The organism is Pseudomonas sp. WS 5051, from assembly GCF_012985715.1.
Lineage (GTDB): Bacteria > Pseudomonadota > Gammaproteobacteria > Pseudomonadales > Pseudomonadaceae > Aquipseudomonas > Aquipseudomonas bubulae.
In genome coordinates this window covers 240,860-258,978 of the sequence record NZ_JAAQWV010000001.1, presented here as the reverse complement: position 1 = coordinate 258,978, position 18,119 = coordinate 240,860, and the positions used below count along the sequence as shown (strand labels likewise).

Here is an 18,119-nt window from a genome sequence, read left to right as displayed (position 1 = left end):
GGTGAGGGGCTCTTCAAATCGCAGGCAAAAAAAAGCCCCGCCAAATGGCGGGGTTGAGGTACGAGCGTGGCGCTCGGAAAACAGTGCGCTACCCCGGCCTTCAGTGACGAAGGCCGGGGCGTGGCTTACAACAGGATAGTGCGGATGTCGCCCAGCAACTGGCTCAGACGCTGGGTGAAGCGTGCAGCAGCAGCGCCGTTGATCACGCGGTGATCGTAGGACAGCGACAGTGGCAGCATCAGCTTCGGCTGGAAGGCTTTACCGTCCCAGACTGGCTGGATGGTTGCCTTGGATACGCCGAGGATCGCCACTTCCGGTGCGTTGACGATCGGCGTGAAGCCGGTGCCGCCAATGTGACCGAGGCTGGAAATGGTGAAGCACGCGCCTTGCATGTCGTCTGCGGTGAGCTTCTTGTCACGGGCCTTGGCGGCCAGTGCAGCGGCTTCAGCAGCCAGTTGCAACAGGCTCTTCTGATCAACGTTCTTGATCACAGGCACCAGCAGGCCATCCGGGGTGTCAACGGCGAAGCCGATGTTGACGTACTTCTTGCGGATGATCGCTTTGCCGCTTGGCGCCAGCGAGCTGTTGAAGTCCGGCATTTCCTTGAGCAGGTGCGCGCAGGACTTGAGCAGCAGAGGCAGTACGGTCAGTTTCACGCCGGCTTTTTCTGCGACGGCTTTTTGCGCGACGCGGAAGGCTTCCAGCTCGGTGATGTCAGCCTGGTCGAACTGAGTCACGTGCGGAATGTTCAGCCAGCTGCGGTGCAGGCTCGACGCGCCGATTTGCATCAGGCGGGTCATGGCCACTTCTTCCACTTCACCGAAACGGCTGAAGTCGACAGCAGGGATCGGCGGAATGCCAGCACCACCGGTTGCGCCGGCGGCCGGTGCTTCCTTGGCTTTTTGCATCATGGCTTTGACGTGCGCCTGCACGTCTTCCTTGATGATACGGCCGTGCGGGCCGCTCGGAGTGACTGCACTCAGCTCGACGCCGAATTCGCGGGCCAGTTGACGCACGGCAGGGCCGGCGTGAACCTTGCCACCTTTTGGCGCAGGCGCGGCGGCCGGGGCAGGAGCAGCCTCGGTTTTCGCAGCAGGTGCCGGGGCTGCAGGTGCTTCAGCTTTTGCCGGTGCAGGAGCAGCAGCGGCCTGGGCAGGAGCAGCAGGTGCCGCAGCGCCTTGAACCTTGAGCTTGAGGATAAAGTCGCCAGTGCCGACTTCGTCATCCAGCTTGACCGAAATACTCTCAACCACACCGGCGGCTGGCGATGGAATTTCCATGCTGGCCTTGTCGGACTCGAGAGTGATCAAGGATTGATCAGCCTCGACGGTATCGCCGGCCTTGACCAGGATTTCGATGATTTTAGCTTTGCCCGACGAGCCGATATCCGGGACATGAATGTCCTGGATGGTAGCAGCGGCAGGTGCAGCCGGGGCCACAGGGGCCTCGGCAGCAGGAGCAGCAGGTTTTTCGGCCGCAGCAGGAGCTGCAGCAGGGGCCGGTGCTTCAGGCGCCGCAGCGGCGCCCTCGGCTTCCAGTTCCAGCAGTTCGTCGCCTTCTTTCAGGCGGTCGCCCAGCTTGATCTTCAGGCTCTTGACGATGCCGGCCTTGGGAGCAGGGATTTCCATGCTCGCCTTGTCCGATTCCAGGGTCAGGATGCTCTGATCGGCTTCGATACGGTCGCCGACTTTTACAAACAGCTCGATGACTTCACCGTCGCCGCTGCCGATGTCAGGTACTCGAATGAGTTCGCTCACAAATATTCTCCTCAGCAGTCCAGTGGGTTGCGTTTTTCCGGGTTGATGCCGAACTTGACGATGGCTTCTGCCACCACTTTAGGTTCGATATCGCCACGGTCAGCCAGTGCTTCCAGGGCTGCCAACACCACGAAATGACGGTCTACTTCAAAGAAGTGACGCAGTTTTTTGCGGCTGTCGCTGCGGCCGAAACCGTCAGTGCCCAGCACTTTGAATTCCTTGACCGGTACCCACTGGCGAATCTGTTCGGCGAACAGCTTCATGTAGTCGGTAGAGGCAATCACCGGACCTTTACGGCCAGTCAGGCACTCTTCAACGTAGCTCAGCTGAGGCTTCTGGCCAGGGTGCAGGCGGTTGTGACGCTCTACGGCCAGGCCGTCGCGACGCAGTTCGTTGAAGCTGGTAACGCTCCATACGTCAGCGCCGATGTTGAACTGTTCACGCAGGATGATCGCCGCTTCACGGACTTCACGCAGGATGGTGCCGGAGCCCATCAGCTGAACGTGGTGCGCCGCTTCCTTGGTGTCTTCCTCGAGCAGGTACATGCCCTTGACGATGCCTTCCTCGACACCGGCCGGCATGGCTGGCTGCTGGTAGGACTCGTTCATGACGGTGATGTAGTAGAAGACGTCCTGTTGCTCTTCGGTCATCTTCTTCATGCCGTCCTGAATGATCACCGCCAGCTCATAGCCGTAGGTCGGATCAAAGGTGCGGCAGTTCGGGATGGTACCGGCCAGGATGTGGCTGTGACCGTCTTCGTGCTGCAGGCCTTCACCGTTGAGCGTGGTACGCCCGGCGGTGCCGCCGATCAGGAAGCCACGGGTGCGGCTGTCGCCAGCGGCCCAGGCCAGGTCGCCAATACGCTGGAAGCCGAACATCGAGTAGAAGATGTAGAACGGCAGCATCGGCTGGTTGTGGTTGGAGTACGAAGTACCGGCGGCGATGAAGGAGCTCATGGCGCCTGCTTCGTTGATGCCTTCTTCGAGGATCTGACCTTTTTTGTCTTCGCGGTAGAACATCACCTGGTCTTTATCGACTGGCTCGTAGAGCTGGCCGACAGAGGAGTAGATGCCCAGCTGGCGGAACATGCCTTCCATACCGAAGGTACGGGCTTCGTCCGGGATGATCGGAACGATGCGCGGGCCGATTTCCTTGTCCTTGACCAGCTGCGCGAGGATCCGCACGAAAGCCATGGTGGTGGAAATTTCACGGTCGCCGGAGCCGTCAAGGATGGCCTTGAGGGTTTCCAGTGGCGGGGTCGGAATGCTGATGCTCTGTGCGCGGCGCTGAGGTACGAAACCGCCCAGTGCGGCACGGCGCTCGCTCAGGTAACGGGCTTCGGCGCTGCCTGCTTCCGGTTTGAAGAACGGCAGGTTTTCGATTTCGTCGTCTTTGACCGGGATGTCGAAACGATCGCGGAACAGCTTCAGGCTTTCAACATCAACCTTCTTGGTGTTGTGCGCGGTGTTTTTCGCTTCGCCGGCGCCGGTGCCATAACCCTTGATGGTCTTGGCCAGGATAACGGTTGGCTGGTCTTTGTGGTTGACCGCTTCGTGGTACGCCGCGTAGACCTTGTACGGGTCGTGGCCGCCACGGTTGAGCTTCCAGATCTCGTCATCGGACAGATCGGCAACCATCGCCTTGAGTTCCGGCGTGTTGAAGAAGTGTTCACGTACGAACGCGCCGTCTTTGGCTTTGTAGTTCTGGTACTCGCCGTCGATGACTTCGTCCATGCGACGTTGCAGGATACCGTCGACGTCTTTGGCCAGCAGCGGGTCCCAGAAACGGCCCCAGATGACTTTGGTTACGTTCCACTGAGCGCCGCGGAACACGCCTTCGAGTTCCTGGATGATCTTGCCGTTGCCGCGAACCGGGCCGTCGAGGCGCTGCAGGTTGCAGTTGATGACGAAGATCAGGTTGTCGAGGTTTTCACGGCCTGCCAGGGAGATTGCGCCCAGGGATTCCGGCTCGTCGCACTCGCCGTCGCCCAGGAAGCACCAGACTTTCTGGCCAGCAGGGATGTAGCCACGGGCTTCCAGGTACTTCATGAAGCGCGCCTGGTAGATCGCCTGGATCGGGCCAAGGCCCATCGATACGGTCGGGAACTGCCAGAAATCAGGCATCAGCCAAGGGTGCGGGTAGGACGACAGGCCCTGACCGTCCACTTCCTGGCGGAAGTTGTTCATTTGTTCTTCGCTGATGCGGCCTTCCATGAACGCACGGGCGTAAACGCCTGGCGAGGTGTGACCCTGGAAGTAGATCAGGTCGCCGCCGTGTGCGTCGGTCGGGGCCTGGAAGAAGTAGTTGAAGCCGATGTCATACAGGGTTGCGCTGGAAGCGAAGCTGGAGATATGACCGCCCAGGTCAGAATCTTTCAAGTTCGTGCGCATCACCATGGCCATGGCGTTCCAGCGTACCAGCGAGCGAATGCGGCGTTCCATGAACAGGTCGCCAGGCATGCGTGCTTCGTGGGTTACGGGAATCGTGTTGCGATAAGGCGTGGTGATGGCATACGGCAGCTGCGAACCGGTGCGGGTAGCGAGCTCACCCATACGGGTCATCAGATAGTGAGCGCGGTCTTCGCCTTCTTTGTCGAGAACCGATTCCAGGGCGTCCAACCATTCCTGGGTTTCGACGGGATCGAGGTCTTGCATGGCTTGCTCCAGGGCGGATAGGCTTCCAGAATCGGTTGCCTGAGTTTGCGACTGGCCTTGTGGGCAGACGACATAAATTCTTGGATGGCCGGAGGTTGATTCCAGCGGCGTGTAGTTTTACTACAAATCGTCGGCCATTTCAGCCTTTCGAGTGTGTCATGCAGTAGTAAAACTACAGGAATGGTCCTGATGGCCACCTGTTTCGTTGTGCGAAAAATCGATATTGTTGGTGCTTTTATCTGCAATAAGCCGGTGATCTGCGGGCTTGATGCTAAACAAAATGATCTTACAGCTATTTATAACCTTTGTTCGACAGTCGGATTAAACCGCTGTTTCTTCCTGTCACCGTACTCGGCAACACCATAGCCGATCAAGGATAGACCATGAGCCTCCCGTCGCTTGCTCCAATTCCCGGTCTTTTACAGCCACTGGCCAGCCGTGCCGAGCAGTCGTGGCGCACGGCAGTCGCCGGGCTTGAGGGCGGGCACGGGCTCGATGACTGGTCGCCAGAGCGCTGGTCGGCGTTCAGCCGGGTCAGTGCGGCCAGCAACTTCTTTATAGAACAGTCTTTGCGTGACCCTTTGATGTTGCTCGAACTGGCGCGCTCGGGTGAGCTGGACCGCACCTTCGCCCCCGGCGAGTTGTGCGGGCAGATTGCTGCTGCCGCGCAGGCCGCAACCAGCGATGACGAACTGGGCCGCGCACTGCGTCGTCAGCGCACCCGCCAGCAAGTGCGGATTATCTGGCGCGATATCAATCGTCAGGCCGACCTGATCGAAACCTGTCGCGATCTGTCGGACATGGCCGATGCCAGCATCGATCAGGCCTATCGCTGGCTGTATCAACGTCATTGCCAGCAGTTCGGCACACCCATTGGCAATCGCAGTGGCGAGCCGCAGGCGATGGTGATCCTGGGCATGGGCAAGCTCGGCGCCGTGGAGCTGAACCTGTCTTCAGACATCGACCTGATCTTTGCCTACCCTGAAGGCGGCGAAACCGTGGGGGCCAAGCGGGCGCTGGACAATCAGGAGTTCTTTATCCGCTTGGGCCAGCGCCTGATCAAGGCGCTGGATCCGATGACGGTCGACGGCTTTGTGTTTCGCGTCGACATGCGCCTGCGTCCTTATGGCTCATCCGGTGCGCTGGTGTTGAGCTTCAACGCGCTGGAGCAGTACTACCAGGATCAGGGCCGTGACTGGGAGCGTTATGCCATGATCAAGGCCCGGGTCGTGGCCGGTGATCAGGTGATGGGCGCGCAGTTGCTCAGCCTGTTACGCCCGTTTGTGTATCGTCGCTACCTCGATTTTTCCGCGATTGAAGCGCTGCGCACCATGAAGCAGTTGATCCAGCAGGAAGTGCGGCGCAAAGGCATGGCTGACAATATCAAGCTGGGGGCGGGCGGTATCCGCGAGGTCGAGTTTATCGCCCAGGCATTCCAGCTGATTCACGGCGGCCGCGATCTGAGCCTGCAACAACGGCCGCTGCTGAAAGTCCTGACCATCCTGGAAGGCCAGGGCTACTTGCCTGCAGAGGTGGTCGGCGAACTGCGCGAAGGTTATGAGTTCCTGCGTTACACCGAGCATGCAATCCAGGCCATTGCCGACCGCCAGACTCAAATGCTGCCCGACAATCAGCAGGATCAGGCCCGCATTGCCTTTATGATGGGTTTTGACAGCTGGACCGCATTCCATGAACAGCTGATGGCGTGGCGTGGTCGTATTGACTGGCACTTCCGTCAGGTTATTGCTGACCCTGATGAAGAAGAGGTCATCGACGAAGGCGAGCTGATTGTCGGTGGTGAGTGGTTGCCGCTGTGGGAAGAGGTCCAGGACGATGCCGCAGCCTGCGCGCAGTTGGAAGAGGCCGGGTTTGTCGATGCGCCCAAAGCCCTGAAACAACTGGCGGCCCTGCGTTCCAGTCCGCAACTGCGCTCTATGCAGCGCTTGGGGCGCGAGCGTCTGGATGCTTTTATCCCGCGCTTGCTGGCGCAAGCCGTTGAGCACGCCAACCCTGATCTGGTGCTGGAGCGGGTGCTGCCGCTGGTCGAGGCGGTGGCCCGGCGTTCTGCTTATTTAGTGTTGCTCACCGAAAACCCAGATGCTTTGCGCCGTTTGCTGACGCTGTGCGCAGCCAGCCCGTGGATCGCCGAGCAGATCACCCGTTTCCCGTTGCTGCTCGACGAGTTGCTCAACGAGCGCCGTTTGTTCAAGCCGCCGCTGGCCCCTGAGCTGGCCGCCGAGTTGCGTGAACGCCTGACGCGTATCCCCGAAGACGACCTTGAGCAGCAGATGGAAGCCTTGCGCAACTTCAAGCTGGCCCACCGTTTGCGGGTCGCGGCATCGGAAATCTCCGGCAGCCTGCCTTTAATGAAGGTCAGCGATTACCTGACCTGGCTGGCCGAGGCCATTCTGGAGCAGGTGCTGGCCCTGGCCTGGCGCCAGACAGTGGCCAAGTACGGCACGCCACAGCGCACCGACGGCAGCCTGTGCGATCCCGGCTTTATTATTGTCGGCTACGGCAAGGTCGGTGGCATCGAGCTGGGGCATGGCTCGGATCTGGACCTGGTGTTTATCCACGATGGCGACCCGAATGCTGAAACCGATGGCGCCAAGCCCATCGACGGTGCGCAGTTTTTCACCCGTCTGGGTCAGCGGATCATCCATTTGCTCACGGCGCAGACCAACTCCGGGCAGTTGTATGAGGTCGACATGCGCCTGCGCCCGTCAGGCGCTTCGGGGTTGCTGGTCAGCTCGCTAGGTGCTTTTGAGCGCTATCAGGAAAACGAAGCCTGGACCTGGGAGCATCAGGCACTGGTGCGCGCCCGCGTGCTGGTGGGCTGCAAACAGGTGGGCGCGGCCTTTGAACAGGTGCGCGCGAGCGTATTGGGCCGCGAGCGGGATTTGCCGACCTTGCGTCAGGAGGTCAGCGAGATGCGGGCCAAGATGCGCGACAACCTGGGCACCCGGATTACCGCTGCCGGAACCGCAGAAAACGCCTTCGAGGCAACGGTGCCGTTCGACCTCAAGCAGGACGCCGGAGGTATCGTCGATATTGAATTTATGGTGCAATACGCGGCCCTGGCGTGGTCCAGGGAACACCCGGCGTTACTGCGCTACACCGACAATATCCGCATTCTGGAAGGGCTGGAGCAGGTCGGGCTGATGCCCGCCACCGATGCCAGCCTGTTGCGCGAGGCTTACAAGGCCTTTCGCGCCGTCGCCCACCGGCAAGCCTTGCAGAAGGAAGCCGGGGTGGTCACGGGGGATCAATTTGTGGTCGAACGCCAACACGTACGGCGCATCTGGTCCGAGCTAGGATTGAGCTGATTTACTGGCTCACACACAGAGTTAAAGCTGTAAGAACGTATCCGGCGGGTCCATAAGGCCCGTCCAATTTGCCTGCCGCCTCGTGGTGCGGGTGCTGGATTCTTTGAGGAGCGTAATGATGTCGATGGCTGATCGTGATGGTGTGATCTGGTATGACGGCAAGCTGGTGCCGTGGCGTGATGCCACGACCCATGTGCTGACCCATACATTGCACTACGGCATGGGCGTGTTTGAAGGTGTGCGCGCTTACGAAACCCCGCAGGGCGCGGCGATTTTCCGCTTGCAGGCGCACACTGACCGTCTGTTCGATTCGGCCCACATCATGGGCATGAAGATCCCGTTCAGCAAAGACGAAATCAACGAAGCGACCCGCGTAGCGGTGCGTGAAAACAACCTCGACAGCGCCTATATCCGCCCGATGGTGTTCTACGGTTCCGAAGCCATGGGCCTGCGCGCCACCGGCCTCAAGGTGCACGTGATCATCGCCCCCTGGAGCTGGGGTGCCTACATGGGCGCCGAAGCGCTGGAAGTCGGAATCAAGGTGCGTACCAGCTCCTTTACCCGCCATCATGTGAACATCTCCATGACCCGGGCCAAGGCCAACGGCCATTACATCAACTCGATGCTGGCCCTTCAGGAAGCGATTTCCGGCGGAGCCGACGAAGCGCTGTTGCTCGATCCGGAAGGCTTTGTGGCTGAAGGCTCGGGCGAAAACGTATTCCTGGTCAAGGATGGCGTGATCTACACCCCGGACGTGACCGCGTGCCTGAACGGCATTACCCGCAGCACGATCCTGACCCTGGCCACCGAGCTGGGGTACAAGTTTGTTGAAAAACGCATCACCCGCGACGAGGTGTATATCGCCGACGAAGCGTTCTTTACCGGCACTGCCGCTGAAGTGACGCCGATTCGCGAAGTCGACGGGCGTCAAATCGGGATCGGCCGGCGTGGCCCGATCACCGAAAAACTGCAAAAGGCTTACTTTGACCTGGTGACCGGCAAGACTACGGACCATCCAGAGTGGCGTACACTGGTCAAGTAATGTCGGCATAGCATCACAGCAGGGAGGCGAATGCCTCCCTTGCTTGTTTATGGAAACTTATGAATATTTTGATCGTTGGGCCCAGCTGGGTCGGTGACATGGTGATGGCGCAGACACTGTTCCAGTGCCTCGAGCAGCGCCACCCGCAGTGCGAAATCGATGTGCTGGCTCCCGAGTGGAGCCGGCCCATCCTTGAGCGCATGCCTGAAGTTCGCAAGGCCTTGAGCTTCCCGCTCGGCCACGGCGCGCTTGAACTGGCCACGCGACGCAAGATCGGCAAGTCCCTCAAGGGCCAATACGATCAGGCAATCTTGTTGCCCAACTCGCTAAAATCGGCCCTGGTGCCATTTTTTGCGGGTATTCCCAAACGTACCGGCTGGCGCGGCGAGTTCCGCTACGGCCTGCTTAACGATGTGCGCAAGCTCGACAAAGAGCGCTACCCGCTGATGATCGAGCGCTTTATGGCCCTGGCCTATGAGCCTGGGGCCGACCTGCCCAAGCCGTACCCGCGCCCCGATTTGCAGATTGACCCGCAAAGCCGTGCCGGCGCACTGGCCAAGTTCGGCCTGGAGCTGGATCGTCCGGTGCTGGCGCTGTGCCCGGGTGCCGAATTTGGCGAGTCCAAGCGCTGGCCGTCCGAGCACTACGCCAAAGTTGCCGAACAAAAGATCCGCGAAGGTTGGCAAGTGTGGCTGTTCGGCTCCAAAAACGATCACGGGGTAGGCGAAGATATCCGTTCGCGCCTGATCCCGGGGCTGCGCGAAGAGTCGGTCAACCTCAGCGGCGAGACCTCACTGGCCGAAGCCATCGACCTGTTGTCCTGTGCCGATGCCGTGGTATCCAACGATTCCGGGCTGATGCATGTGGCCGCTGCGCTGAACCGCCCGCTGGTGGCGGTCTACGGCTCCACTTCGCCAGGTTTTACCCCGCCCTTGGCGGACAAGGTCGAAATTGTGCGGCTGGGCCTCGATTGCAGCCCCTGTTTTGACCGTACCTGCCGTTTTGGCCACTACAACTGCCTGCGCGAACTGATGCCGCAGCCGGTGATTGAAGCCTTGCAGCGCCTGCAGGGTTCACCGGTCGAGGTTAACTAGGTGCGCGTTCTGTTGGTCAAAACTTCATCCCTCGGGGATGTGATCCATGCCTTGCCGGCGCTGACCGATGCGGCGCGGGCGATTCCGGGCATCACCTTTGACTGGGTAGTGGAAGAAGGCTTTGCCGAAATCCCGACCTGGCACCCGGCGGTGGGCAAGGTGATTCCGGTGGCGATCCGCCGCTGGCGCAAAAACATCTGGCAGACCCTCAAGAGCGGCGAGTGGAGCCGCTTCAAGCAAAGCCTGCGCGCCGAAAAATACGACCTGGTGATCGACGCTCAGGGACTGGTGAAAAGTGCCTGGTTGACCCGCTACGTGAAAGCCCCGGTTGCCGGGCTGGATAAAGACTCCGCCCGGGAACCGTTGGCCAGCCGCTTTTACCAGCGCCGCCTGGCGGTAGCCCGCGGGCAGCACGCGGTTGAGCGTCTGCGTCAGTTGTTCGCGGTCGCGCTGGGCTACGACCTGCCCAAAGGGCTGGGCGATTACGGCCTGGATGTCGAAAAACTGGTTGAGCTGCCGCGCAAAAAGCCCTTCGTGCTGTTTTTGCATGGCACCACCTGGGACACCAAGCACTGGCCCGAAGTCTATTGGCGCGATCTGGCCCAGCGCATGGGACATCTAGGCGTCGAAGTGCGCCTGCCGTGGGGCAATCCGGCTGAAAAAGCCCGGGCCGAACGTATTGCCAATGGCTTGAATAATGCCGTGGTGCTGCCCAAATTGAATCTGGCCGGGGTTGCCAAGGTACTGGCCAGTGCCAGTGCCTGCGTGGCAGTCGACACCGGGTTAGGGCATTTGGCCGCTGCACTGGATGTGCCGACCATTTCTTTGTTCGGGCCTACCAATCCGGGCCTGACCGGTGCCTATGGCAAGGTGCAAATCCACCTGGCCAGCGATTTTCCGTGTGCGCCATGCCTGCAGAAAAAATGCACCTACACTCCGACTGCACAGGACCAGCAGCGGTTTGATCTGAAAAACGAGTGGCCACTGTGCTTCACCCGTTTGAACCCTGAGCGTGTCGCGAGTCGATTAAGCACGTTGTTACTGGCTGAGGAACTGCGCTGATGCAACTGGCTTTTGTGCTGTACAAATACTTTCCGTTTGGTGGGCTGCAACGGGATTTCATGCGCATTGCGCTGGAATGCCAGAAGCGCGGCCATCAAATCCGCGTCTACACCATGATCTGGGAAGGCGATATCCCGCCCGGATTCGAAGTGCTGGTGGCGCCGGTCAAGGCGTTCCACAACCATACCCGCAATGAAAAAATGCTCGCCTGGATGCAGGCCGATCTGGCCAAGCGCCCGGTAGACCGGCTCATCGGCTTCAACAAGATGCCGGGGCTGGACGTGTACTACGCGGCGGACGGCTGCTTTGAAGACAAGGCGCAAAACCTGCGTCATTCGTTTTATCGCTTCTTCAAACGCTACAAGCACTTTGCCGAGTACGAGCGCGCGGTGTTCGCCAAGGACGCCAAGACTGAAATCCTGATGATTTCCGAAGTCCAGCAGCCGCTGTTCATCAAACACTACGACACCCCGCTGGAGCGTTTCCATCTGCTGCCACCGGGTATCGCCCTGGATCGCCGCGCGCCGGACAATGCCGCCGAGATTCGCGCCGAGTTCCGACGTGAATTCAATCTGGCAGACGACGACTTGCTGCTGGTGCAGATTGGCTCGGGCTTCAAGACCAAGGGTGTGGATCGCAGCCTCAAAGCGCTGGCGGCCTTGCCGGGTGAGCTCAAAAAACGTACGAAATTGTTTGTAATCGGCCAGGACGACCCCAAAGTCTTTCAATTGCAGAGTGCCACTTTGGGTTTGGGCGATCATGTGCAGTTCCTCAAGGGGCGCAGTGATATCCCGCGCTTCCTGCTGGGCGCCGATTTGCTGATTCATCCGGCCTATAACGAAAACACCGGCACTGTATTGCTTGAGGCACTGGTAGCGGGTTTGCCGGTGCTGGTCAGCGCTGTTTGCGGCTACGCCCATTACATCAGCGACGCCGATTGCGGTCGGGTCCTGGACGAGCCGTTCGAGCAGGCGCAACTCAATGAATACCTGACACACATGTTGTCCGACGACACTGCGCGCGCGGCCTGGAGCCGGAATGGCCTGGCCTACGCGCAGACGGCCGACCTCTACAGCATGCCGCAGCACGCTGCGGATGTGATTCTGGCGGAGCAACACTGATGAAACTGATTCTTGCCGAACCGTTCAAGAGCTTGTGGGCAGGGCGCGATGCGTTCACCGAAGTCGAGCGTCTGGAAGGCGAGGTTTACCGCGAACTGGAAGGCCGGCGTACCTTGCGTACCGAAGTCGACGGGCGCGGTTTCTTTGTGAAAATCCACCGTGGCATTGGCTGGGGTGAAGTGTTCAAGAACCTGCTGACGGCCAAGCTGCCAGTTCTTGGCGCCGGCCAGGAGTGGCGGGCGATCAAGCGCCTGCACGAAGTGGGTGTGCCGACCATGACGGCCGTGGCTTACGGCGAAAAGGGCAACAACCCGGCAGCCCAGCATTCCTTCATCATCACCGAAGAACTGGCGCCGACGGTCAGCCTCGAAGACTTCAGCCTCAACTGGGTCAAGCAGCCACCGCAGCCCAGGCTCAAGCATGCGCTGATCGCTGAAGTGGCACGCATGACCGGCATGATGCACCGTGCCGGGGTCAACCACCGTGACTGCTATATCTGCCATTTCTTGCTGCACACCGACAAACCGGTGACCGCAGACAACTTCCGCCTGTCGGTGATCGATCTGCACCGCGCCCAGACTCGCGCCGTGATCAGTAAGCGCTGGCGCAATAAGGATCTGGCGGCACTGTATTTCTCGGCCCTGGATATCGGCCTGACCCAGCGGGACAAACTGCGCTTCCTGCGCGGTTACTTCCAGATGCCCCTGCGCCAGATCCTGCGCGAAGAAGCCCGCCTGCTGGCGTGGCTCGAAGGCAAGGCGAACAAACTCTACGAACGCAAACAGCGTTATGGAGATGCACTGTAATGGCGGGTTGGAATCTGGAACCTGCTTACAGTGCGTTGGCGTCTGATTTTGGCAGTCTGGAGGCAGTATTTGCCTTGCAGGGGGAGCATCTGACGCGCGATCCGCTGTCGGAAGTCATCCGTGTGCAGCGCGATGGCGTGAATTATTACGTCAAGCGCTACACCGGGGCCGGCAAGGGCCTGCGCCGTTATCTGGGCCGCCCGCGGGTCAAGTCCGAATGGCAGAACCTCAAGCGCTTCGCCAAGTGGGGTATCCCCACGGCCGAGGTGGTGGCCTGGGGCCTTGAACGCAGTGGGTTCGCCTACTCCCGTGGCGCCATGATCACCCGCGAACTGCCCAATACCCGGGATTTGTCAGAATTGGCGGACAACCATGATCCGCTGCTCAAGGATCGTGCCTGGGTAGATTGTGTCAGCCGTCAGTTGGCGCGTTGTACCAAGACCATGCATGACCATCGCTTTACCCATAACGACCTGAAATGGCGCAATTTGCTGATCGATGAGCAGCCCAAGCTGTTTTTGATCGATTGCCCCAACGGCGATTTCTGGCGCGGCTTCTGGCTCAAATACCGCATCACCAAAGACCTGGCGTGCCTCGATAAAGTGGCCAAGTACCATTTGTCCTACACCCAGCGTTTGCGTTTCTATTTTCAATACACCGGGCGCACGACGCTCAATGCGGCGGACAAGGAACGTGTCCGTCATATCGTGCGTTTTTTCGAGGGCCGGGAATGACAGACTTTATGGCAGACGCCGACCGGGCATTGCTTGAGCGCAATGGCCTGGCTGACTTTGATGCCCTGTGGGCCGTGCAGCTGGAAGCGGTAGACGAGCCCAATACCAGTGGTGGCGGCTGGAGTAGCGTGTTTCGCATGGATCTTGAAGGTCAGGGCTATTACCTCAAGCGTCAGAGCAATTACCTTACGCGCACGCTGCACAGTCCGCTGGGCGAGCCGAGTTTTGCCCGCGAATTCCGTAATATTCAGCGCTATAAGCACATAGGTATTCCTGCGCTGGAAGCGGTGTTTTTTGGTGAGCGAAAAGTGCCGGGCGAGCGTCGTGCAGTGCTGATGACCCGTGCGCTGGACGGTTGGAATGACCTCGACTCGCTGCTCGAGCAATGGCCGCAACTGACCACAGAGCAGCAGCAGGCGATTTTGCGCGAATGCGGCCAATTGGCTCGTCGGCTTCACGCTGCGCGGCAGGTGCATGGATGTTTTTACCCCAAGCATATCTTCCTGCAGGCCGATGGCGCGGGGGGGTATCGCGCTCAATTGATCGATCTGGAAAAAACCCGGCCCTTGTTGCTGGGCCAGCGGGACAGGGTCAAGGACATTGAGCCGTTGTTGCGTCGGGCCGATGTCTGGAGCGAAGCAGAGGTGCGCGCCTTGCTCGCTGCTTATCTGGAACAGCCCGTCGACAGTTCCTTGGTCGATGCCTGGCTGACGCGACTGTATGTGCGGCGCAATCAAAAAGGGGGGCGCTGATGCGTTTGTCCGAACTGCTGAAGGCTGGCCGTGCGCCAGGCTTGCCGCTGAGTATCGAACTGGCCGACGCAGCAGGGCCTGCGCAATTGCAACTGCTGACCTTGCTGCGGGTATTGCCGGGCCAGCGTTATGTCGGTGCCGGGGTGTGGCGCGGGCGTACCGTGCTGGCCAAGATGATGGTCGGCAACAAGGCTGCACGCAACTTTCAGCGCGAGCTGACCGGGGTGCGTCTGCTGGCTGAACAAGGCTTGACCACGCCGCAACTGCTGGCTGATGGCTTGCAGGAAGGTGAGGGGGGCTGGTTGCTGTTCGAGTACCTGGAGGGCGCTCAGAGCTTGGGCGATGCCTGGGATGCAGTCGCGTCGTTGCCGGTGCTGGCTGATGAACAAGTGGCCGTACTTGCCGAGGCTTTGACTGCCATCGGGCAGATGCACCGCAAGGGTCTGTGGCAGGAAGACCTGCATCTGGACAACCTGTTGCGTCAGGACGGCAAGCTGTATTTGATCGATGGTGCAGGCATCTGTGTCGAAGAGGCAGGCAAACCGCTGTCGCGGCAAAAAGTGCTGGAAAACCTCGGCGTGTTTTTTGCCCAGTTGCCCAAAAGCCTTGAGCCGTTTATCGAAGAATTACTCGTGCACTACCTGCTGAGCAACGGCGAGCATGCCTTGCCGCTTGAAGCGCTGCTCAAGCAGGTCGAGAAAGTCCGTGCCTGGCGCCTGAATGACTTTTTGAACAAGGTTGGCCGTGATTGCTCGTTGTTCAGCGTGCAACACGGGGCGTTTGCCCTGCGTGCCGTGCTGCGCGAAGAAGAGCCGGCGATGTTGCCCGTTTTGGCCAGGGCTGATGCGTTGCTTGATCAGGGGCATCTGTACAAGACCGGTGGCGCGGCCAGTGTCGGCAAGGTTGAAGTAGCGGGCCGCATGCTGGTGGTCAAGCGCTATAACATCAAGGGCTTTGCCCACTGGCTCAAACGTTTCTGGCGCCCGAGCCGGGCATGGCATTCATGGCGTGAAGGCAATCGTCTGGCGTTTTTGGGGATTGCCACGCCTAAACCGTTGGCAATGCTGGAGACCCGTTTTATGTGGTTGCGGGGCAAGGCGTATCTGGTGACGGAGTTTTTGCCGGGGCCGGATATCATCGAGCGTTTTGCGCCGTATGTTGAGCACGGAGATGCACCCGAAGCCGAATTGATGGCTTTGGAGCGGTTGTTTGCCGATTTGATCCGCGAGCGTATCAGCCACGGCGACCTCAAGGGCCATAACGTGTTCTGGGATGACGGGCGCTGGGCGCTGATTGATCTGGATTCGATGTGCCAGCATCGCTCATCGAGCAGCTTCGCTGCAGCGTACGCCCGCGATCGTGCACGCTTTATGCGCAACTGGCCGGTGGGCAGTGCGTTGTATCAGGTGATTGACGGGCGATTGCCGACAAACCCTGACTGAAGCCTAGCCAGGACTTTCTGTGGGAGCGAGCCTGCTCGCGAATGCTCTTCGCGAGCAAACCCGCTCCCACAGGGGCGTGCCCGTGCTGTCAGAAGCTGTACTGCGCCCCGGCTCCGGCATACCACGAGCGGCCCGGCGCAGCTTCGTAGTAGCGGCTGTTGGAGTCGCCGACAATCACCGAACCCACATACTGACGGTCCAGCAGGTTGTCCAGACGCAAGGTCTGGTGGAAGGTCCAGTGCTCGATCTTCTGTTCAAACTTCGCCCGCCAGTTGAATACGGTATAAGCAGGTGCTGCCTTGGCGGTGTTGGTGTCTTCCACATATACCTTGCTGCGGTACATGCCTTCAATAGCCGTACTGACCCAGTCGGCCGGCTTCCAGTTCACCTCGGCAAACAGCGTGGTCTGCGGTACGCCCGGCAGGTAGTTGCCTTTGTCTACTTCCTTTCTGCTGGTCCCACTACCACTTACGAAGTCGCTGTCATAGGTTGCTTGCAGGCGGGTGTAAGCCAAGGTGGTAGTCCAGTGTTCGCTCAATTGGCTTTCGATGCCGAGTTCAAAACCACGGCGCAGGGTGCGGCCAGCGTTTTGGTAGCTGGTTCGTCCGCCCACGGAACCTGCAACAACTAGTTCATCTTCTGTGGTTATCTGGAATACAGCTGCATTAATGCGTGTGTCATTCAGTTGAGCTTTCAGGCCAATTTCGTACTGAGTACTCTCAGAGGGTTTAAGGCCGAAATTAAAGCCTTCCTGCCCGCCCGGCGCATAGGCAAGCTCTGCCTGTGTCGGTGTTTCAAATCCCTTACCTGCACTGACATAGCCATGTAGCTCGGGAGTAAAGGCGTACATCACGCTCAAGGACGGTGTGGCCTTTTCATAACGCCTAGTGCCACTGGCGTCGCCATTGCTCAAAAAGTGATCATCTACATCCATTTCCATCGTGCTGTAACGTAAGCCCGTTTGGACGGTCCAGTTGTTGATGGCCCAATTAGCTTGTACGAACGGGTCAAGGCTACGAGCTGTATCTACTTCGTCGCGGCGCATTTCTCCTTTAACACCCAGTTGATCGCCACTGTAGTTTTGATACCCGTGTCGATTATCGCGGCTTTGATCAAAGTCCAGACCACTGACAATTGTTAGATCTCCCGGAGCACTAGCTATGGGTTGAATCCAGTGCACGTTTGCCCCGTAGAATTTACGGTCGAACTGAACAACACCACCACCGCGTTCGTTAGCTGGGTTCAGAGTTGTGGTGTTGCCTATGTATTTAGGAATCGCCAAATACTGAATAACGCTGCGCGTACCGGTATAGGCATTGACCTGCAGGGTAGCGTCACCGATATAGCGCTCGTAGTTCAGGCCCAGTTGCTGATGGTCGATGCTCTTACGGGTGTTGTAGGTAATGGCATTGGGCGTTACCGAACGCGGGTCGGCCTTGTAGGCTTCCCAGCTTTGGCCCAGCGGGTCCTGTGTGCCGTTTTGCTCAAGGCTGCTGTAGATCAGCGCCAGCTTGCTGTCTTCGTCGGGCTTGAGGTTGAGCTTGGCGAAGGTCTGGTCCCGGCGTGCGGCGCTGTGGTCGCGGTAGCCGTCGGTGTCCATGCGTGAGGCATCAAGCACAAAGCCGACGTCGTCGGTGGCGCCCTCGGCGGTCAGGTGGTTCTTGCTCATGCCGTCGCTGCCGACCAGAGTCTCGGCGCCAATGCGCGGCGGGCCCTCGCCGTCGCGGGAGAACATTTGAATCACGCCACCGGCGTTACTGCCATACAGGGTTGCCGCCGGGCCGCGCAGCACTTCAATGCGCTCGGCGGTATCGAGGTTGAAGGTTGCAGCCTGGCCCTGACCGTCGGGGGTGCTGGCCGGTATGCCGTCGGCAATCAGCTTGATGCCGCGCACCCCAAACGCCGAGCGGGCACCAAAGCCACGGGAAGATATTTGCAGGTCCTGGGCATAGTTCTGACGGTTTTGCACCACCAGCCCCGGTACACGGGACAGCACCTCGGATGCATTGATGCCCAGTTGGCCATCCTGGATTTGCTCCTGATTGATACTGTCCACCGAGTACGGCAGGTCAAAACTCGGGCTGGCGCTGCGCGAGCCGGTGATGACACTGGGATCCAGCTCCAGGGTTTCGGCGCAGACGACAGGTGCCAGGCACAGGCCTGGCAGTAACAGGGCAAGGTGAGCAGGTGTGAAATATTTCATGGGCAAATCGGGTTCCGTGTGACGCGACCCGTCCAGGGCGACGGGGGGAGGCTAGCAGAGGGCGCGCAGTTTAGCGGCTGAGGTGCGGATATCCAGCAAAACAAGTGACAAGGACGCGCTGAGCCG

12 protein-coding genes are annotated in these 18,119 nt (G+C 59.6%); 9 read left to right on the top strand and 3 right to left on the bottom strand.

All coding sequences use genetic code 11. The annotated features are described in order from the left end of the window. Positions 1-125: 125 nt before the first annotated feature. Complete coding sequence (gene aceF, locus HBN79_RS01060) at positions 126-1,757, bottom strand: dihydrolipoyllysine-residue acetyltransferase (protein WP_095031373.1); 1,632 nt, start codon at positions 1,755-1,757, stop codon at positions 126-128. 11 nt (positions 1,758-1,768) lie between these two features. Next, positions 1,769-4,411 carry a pyruvate dehydrogenase (acetyl-transferring), homodimeric type gene (gene aceE, locus HBN79_RS01055; RefSeq protein WP_095000903.1) on the bottom strand — a complete coding sequence of 881 codons (2,643 nt, stop codon included), beginning with the start codon at positions 4,409-4,411 and terminating at the stop codon, positions 1,769-1,771. Positions 4,412-4,794: 383 nt separating this feature from the next. Here aceE and glnE point away from each other — a divergent pair, with 383 nt between their 5' ends. From glnE to HBN79_RS01010, 9 genes are all read left to right on the top strand, one after another. Next, positions 4,795-7,737 carry a bifunctional [glutamate--ammonia ligase]-adenylyl-L-tyrosine phosphorylase/[glutamate--ammonia-ligase] adenylyltransferase gene (gene glnE / locus HBN79_RS01050; RefSeq protein ID WP_169916141.1) on the top strand — a complete coding sequence of 981 codons (2,943 nt, stop codon included), beginning with the start codon at positions 4,795-4,797 and terminating at the stop codon, positions 7,735-7,737. 118 nt (positions 7,738-7,855) lie between these two features. After that, positions 7,856-8,779 carry a branched-chain amino acid transaminase gene (locus HBN79_RS01045; RefSeq protein WP_095000905.1) on the top strand — a complete coding sequence of 308 codons (924 nt, stop codon included), beginning with the start codon at positions 7,856-7,858 and terminating at the stop codon, positions 8,777-8,779. 59 nt (positions 8,780-8,838) lie between these two features. After that, complete coding sequence (gene waaF / locus HBN79_RS01040) at positions 8,839-9,873, top strand: lipopolysaccharide heptosyltransferase II (RefSeq protein ID WP_169916140.1); 1,035 nt, start codon at positions 8,839-8,841, stop codon at positions 9,871-9,873. After that, positions 9,874-10,935 carry a lipopolysaccharide heptosyltransferase I gene (gene waaC, locus HBN79_RS01035; protein WP_095000907.1) on the top strand — a complete coding sequence of 354 codons (1,062 nt, stop codon included), beginning with the start codon at positions 9,874-9,876 and terminating at the stop codon, positions 10,933-10,935. Next, positions 10,935-12,056: a glycosyltransferase family 4 protein gene (locus HBN79_RS01030; protein WP_095000908.1), complete on the top strand. Its 1,122-nt coding sequence runs from the start codon at positions 10,935-10,937 to the stop codon at positions 12,054-12,056. The genes waaC and HBN79_RS01030 overlap by 1 nt, the downstream gene beginning before the upstream one ends. After that, entirely contained in the window at positions 12,056-12,862 is an 807-nt protein-coding gene (gene rfaP, locus HBN79_RS01025; RefSeq protein ID WP_095000909.1) for a lipopolysaccharide core heptose(I) kinase RfaP, read from the top strand. The genes HBN79_RS01030 and rfaP overlap by 1 nt, the downstream gene beginning before the upstream one ends. Further along, on the top strand, positions 12,862-13,596 hold the full coding sequence (locus HBN79_RS01020; RefSeq protein ID WP_169916139.1) for a lipopolysaccharide kinase InaA family protein: 735 nt from the start codon (positions 12,862-12,864) through the stop codon (positions 13,594-13,596). Before rfaP ends, HBN79_RS01020 begins: the two co-directional genes overlap by 1 nt. After that, positions 13,593-14,348 (top strand): lipopolysaccharide kinase InaA family protein, encoded by a 756-nt coding sequence (locus HBN79_RS01015; RefSeq protein WP_095000911.1) that lies wholly within the window; start codon positions 13,593-13,595, stop codon positions 14,346-14,348. Before HBN79_RS01020 ends, HBN79_RS01015 begins: the two co-directional genes overlap by 4 nt. Further along, on the top strand, positions 14,348-15,790 hold the full coding sequence (locus tag HBN79_RS01010; protein ID WP_169916138.1) for a lipopolysaccharide kinase InaA family protein: 1,443 nt from the start codon (positions 14,348-14,350) through the stop codon (positions 15,788-15,790). Before HBN79_RS01015 ends, HBN79_RS01010 begins: the two co-directional genes overlap by 1 nt. An 88-nt stretch (positions 15,791-15,878) precedes the next feature. On the opposite strand, the gene HBN79_RS01005 is transcribed toward HBN79_RS01010, so the two are convergent. Continuing rightward, a complete protein-coding gene (locus tag HBN79_RS01005; protein ID WP_169916137.1) occupies positions 15,879-17,993 on the bottom strand; it encodes a TonB-dependent receptor in 2,115 nt (704 codons plus the stop codon). Positions 17,994-18,119: the final 126 nt, after the last annotated feature.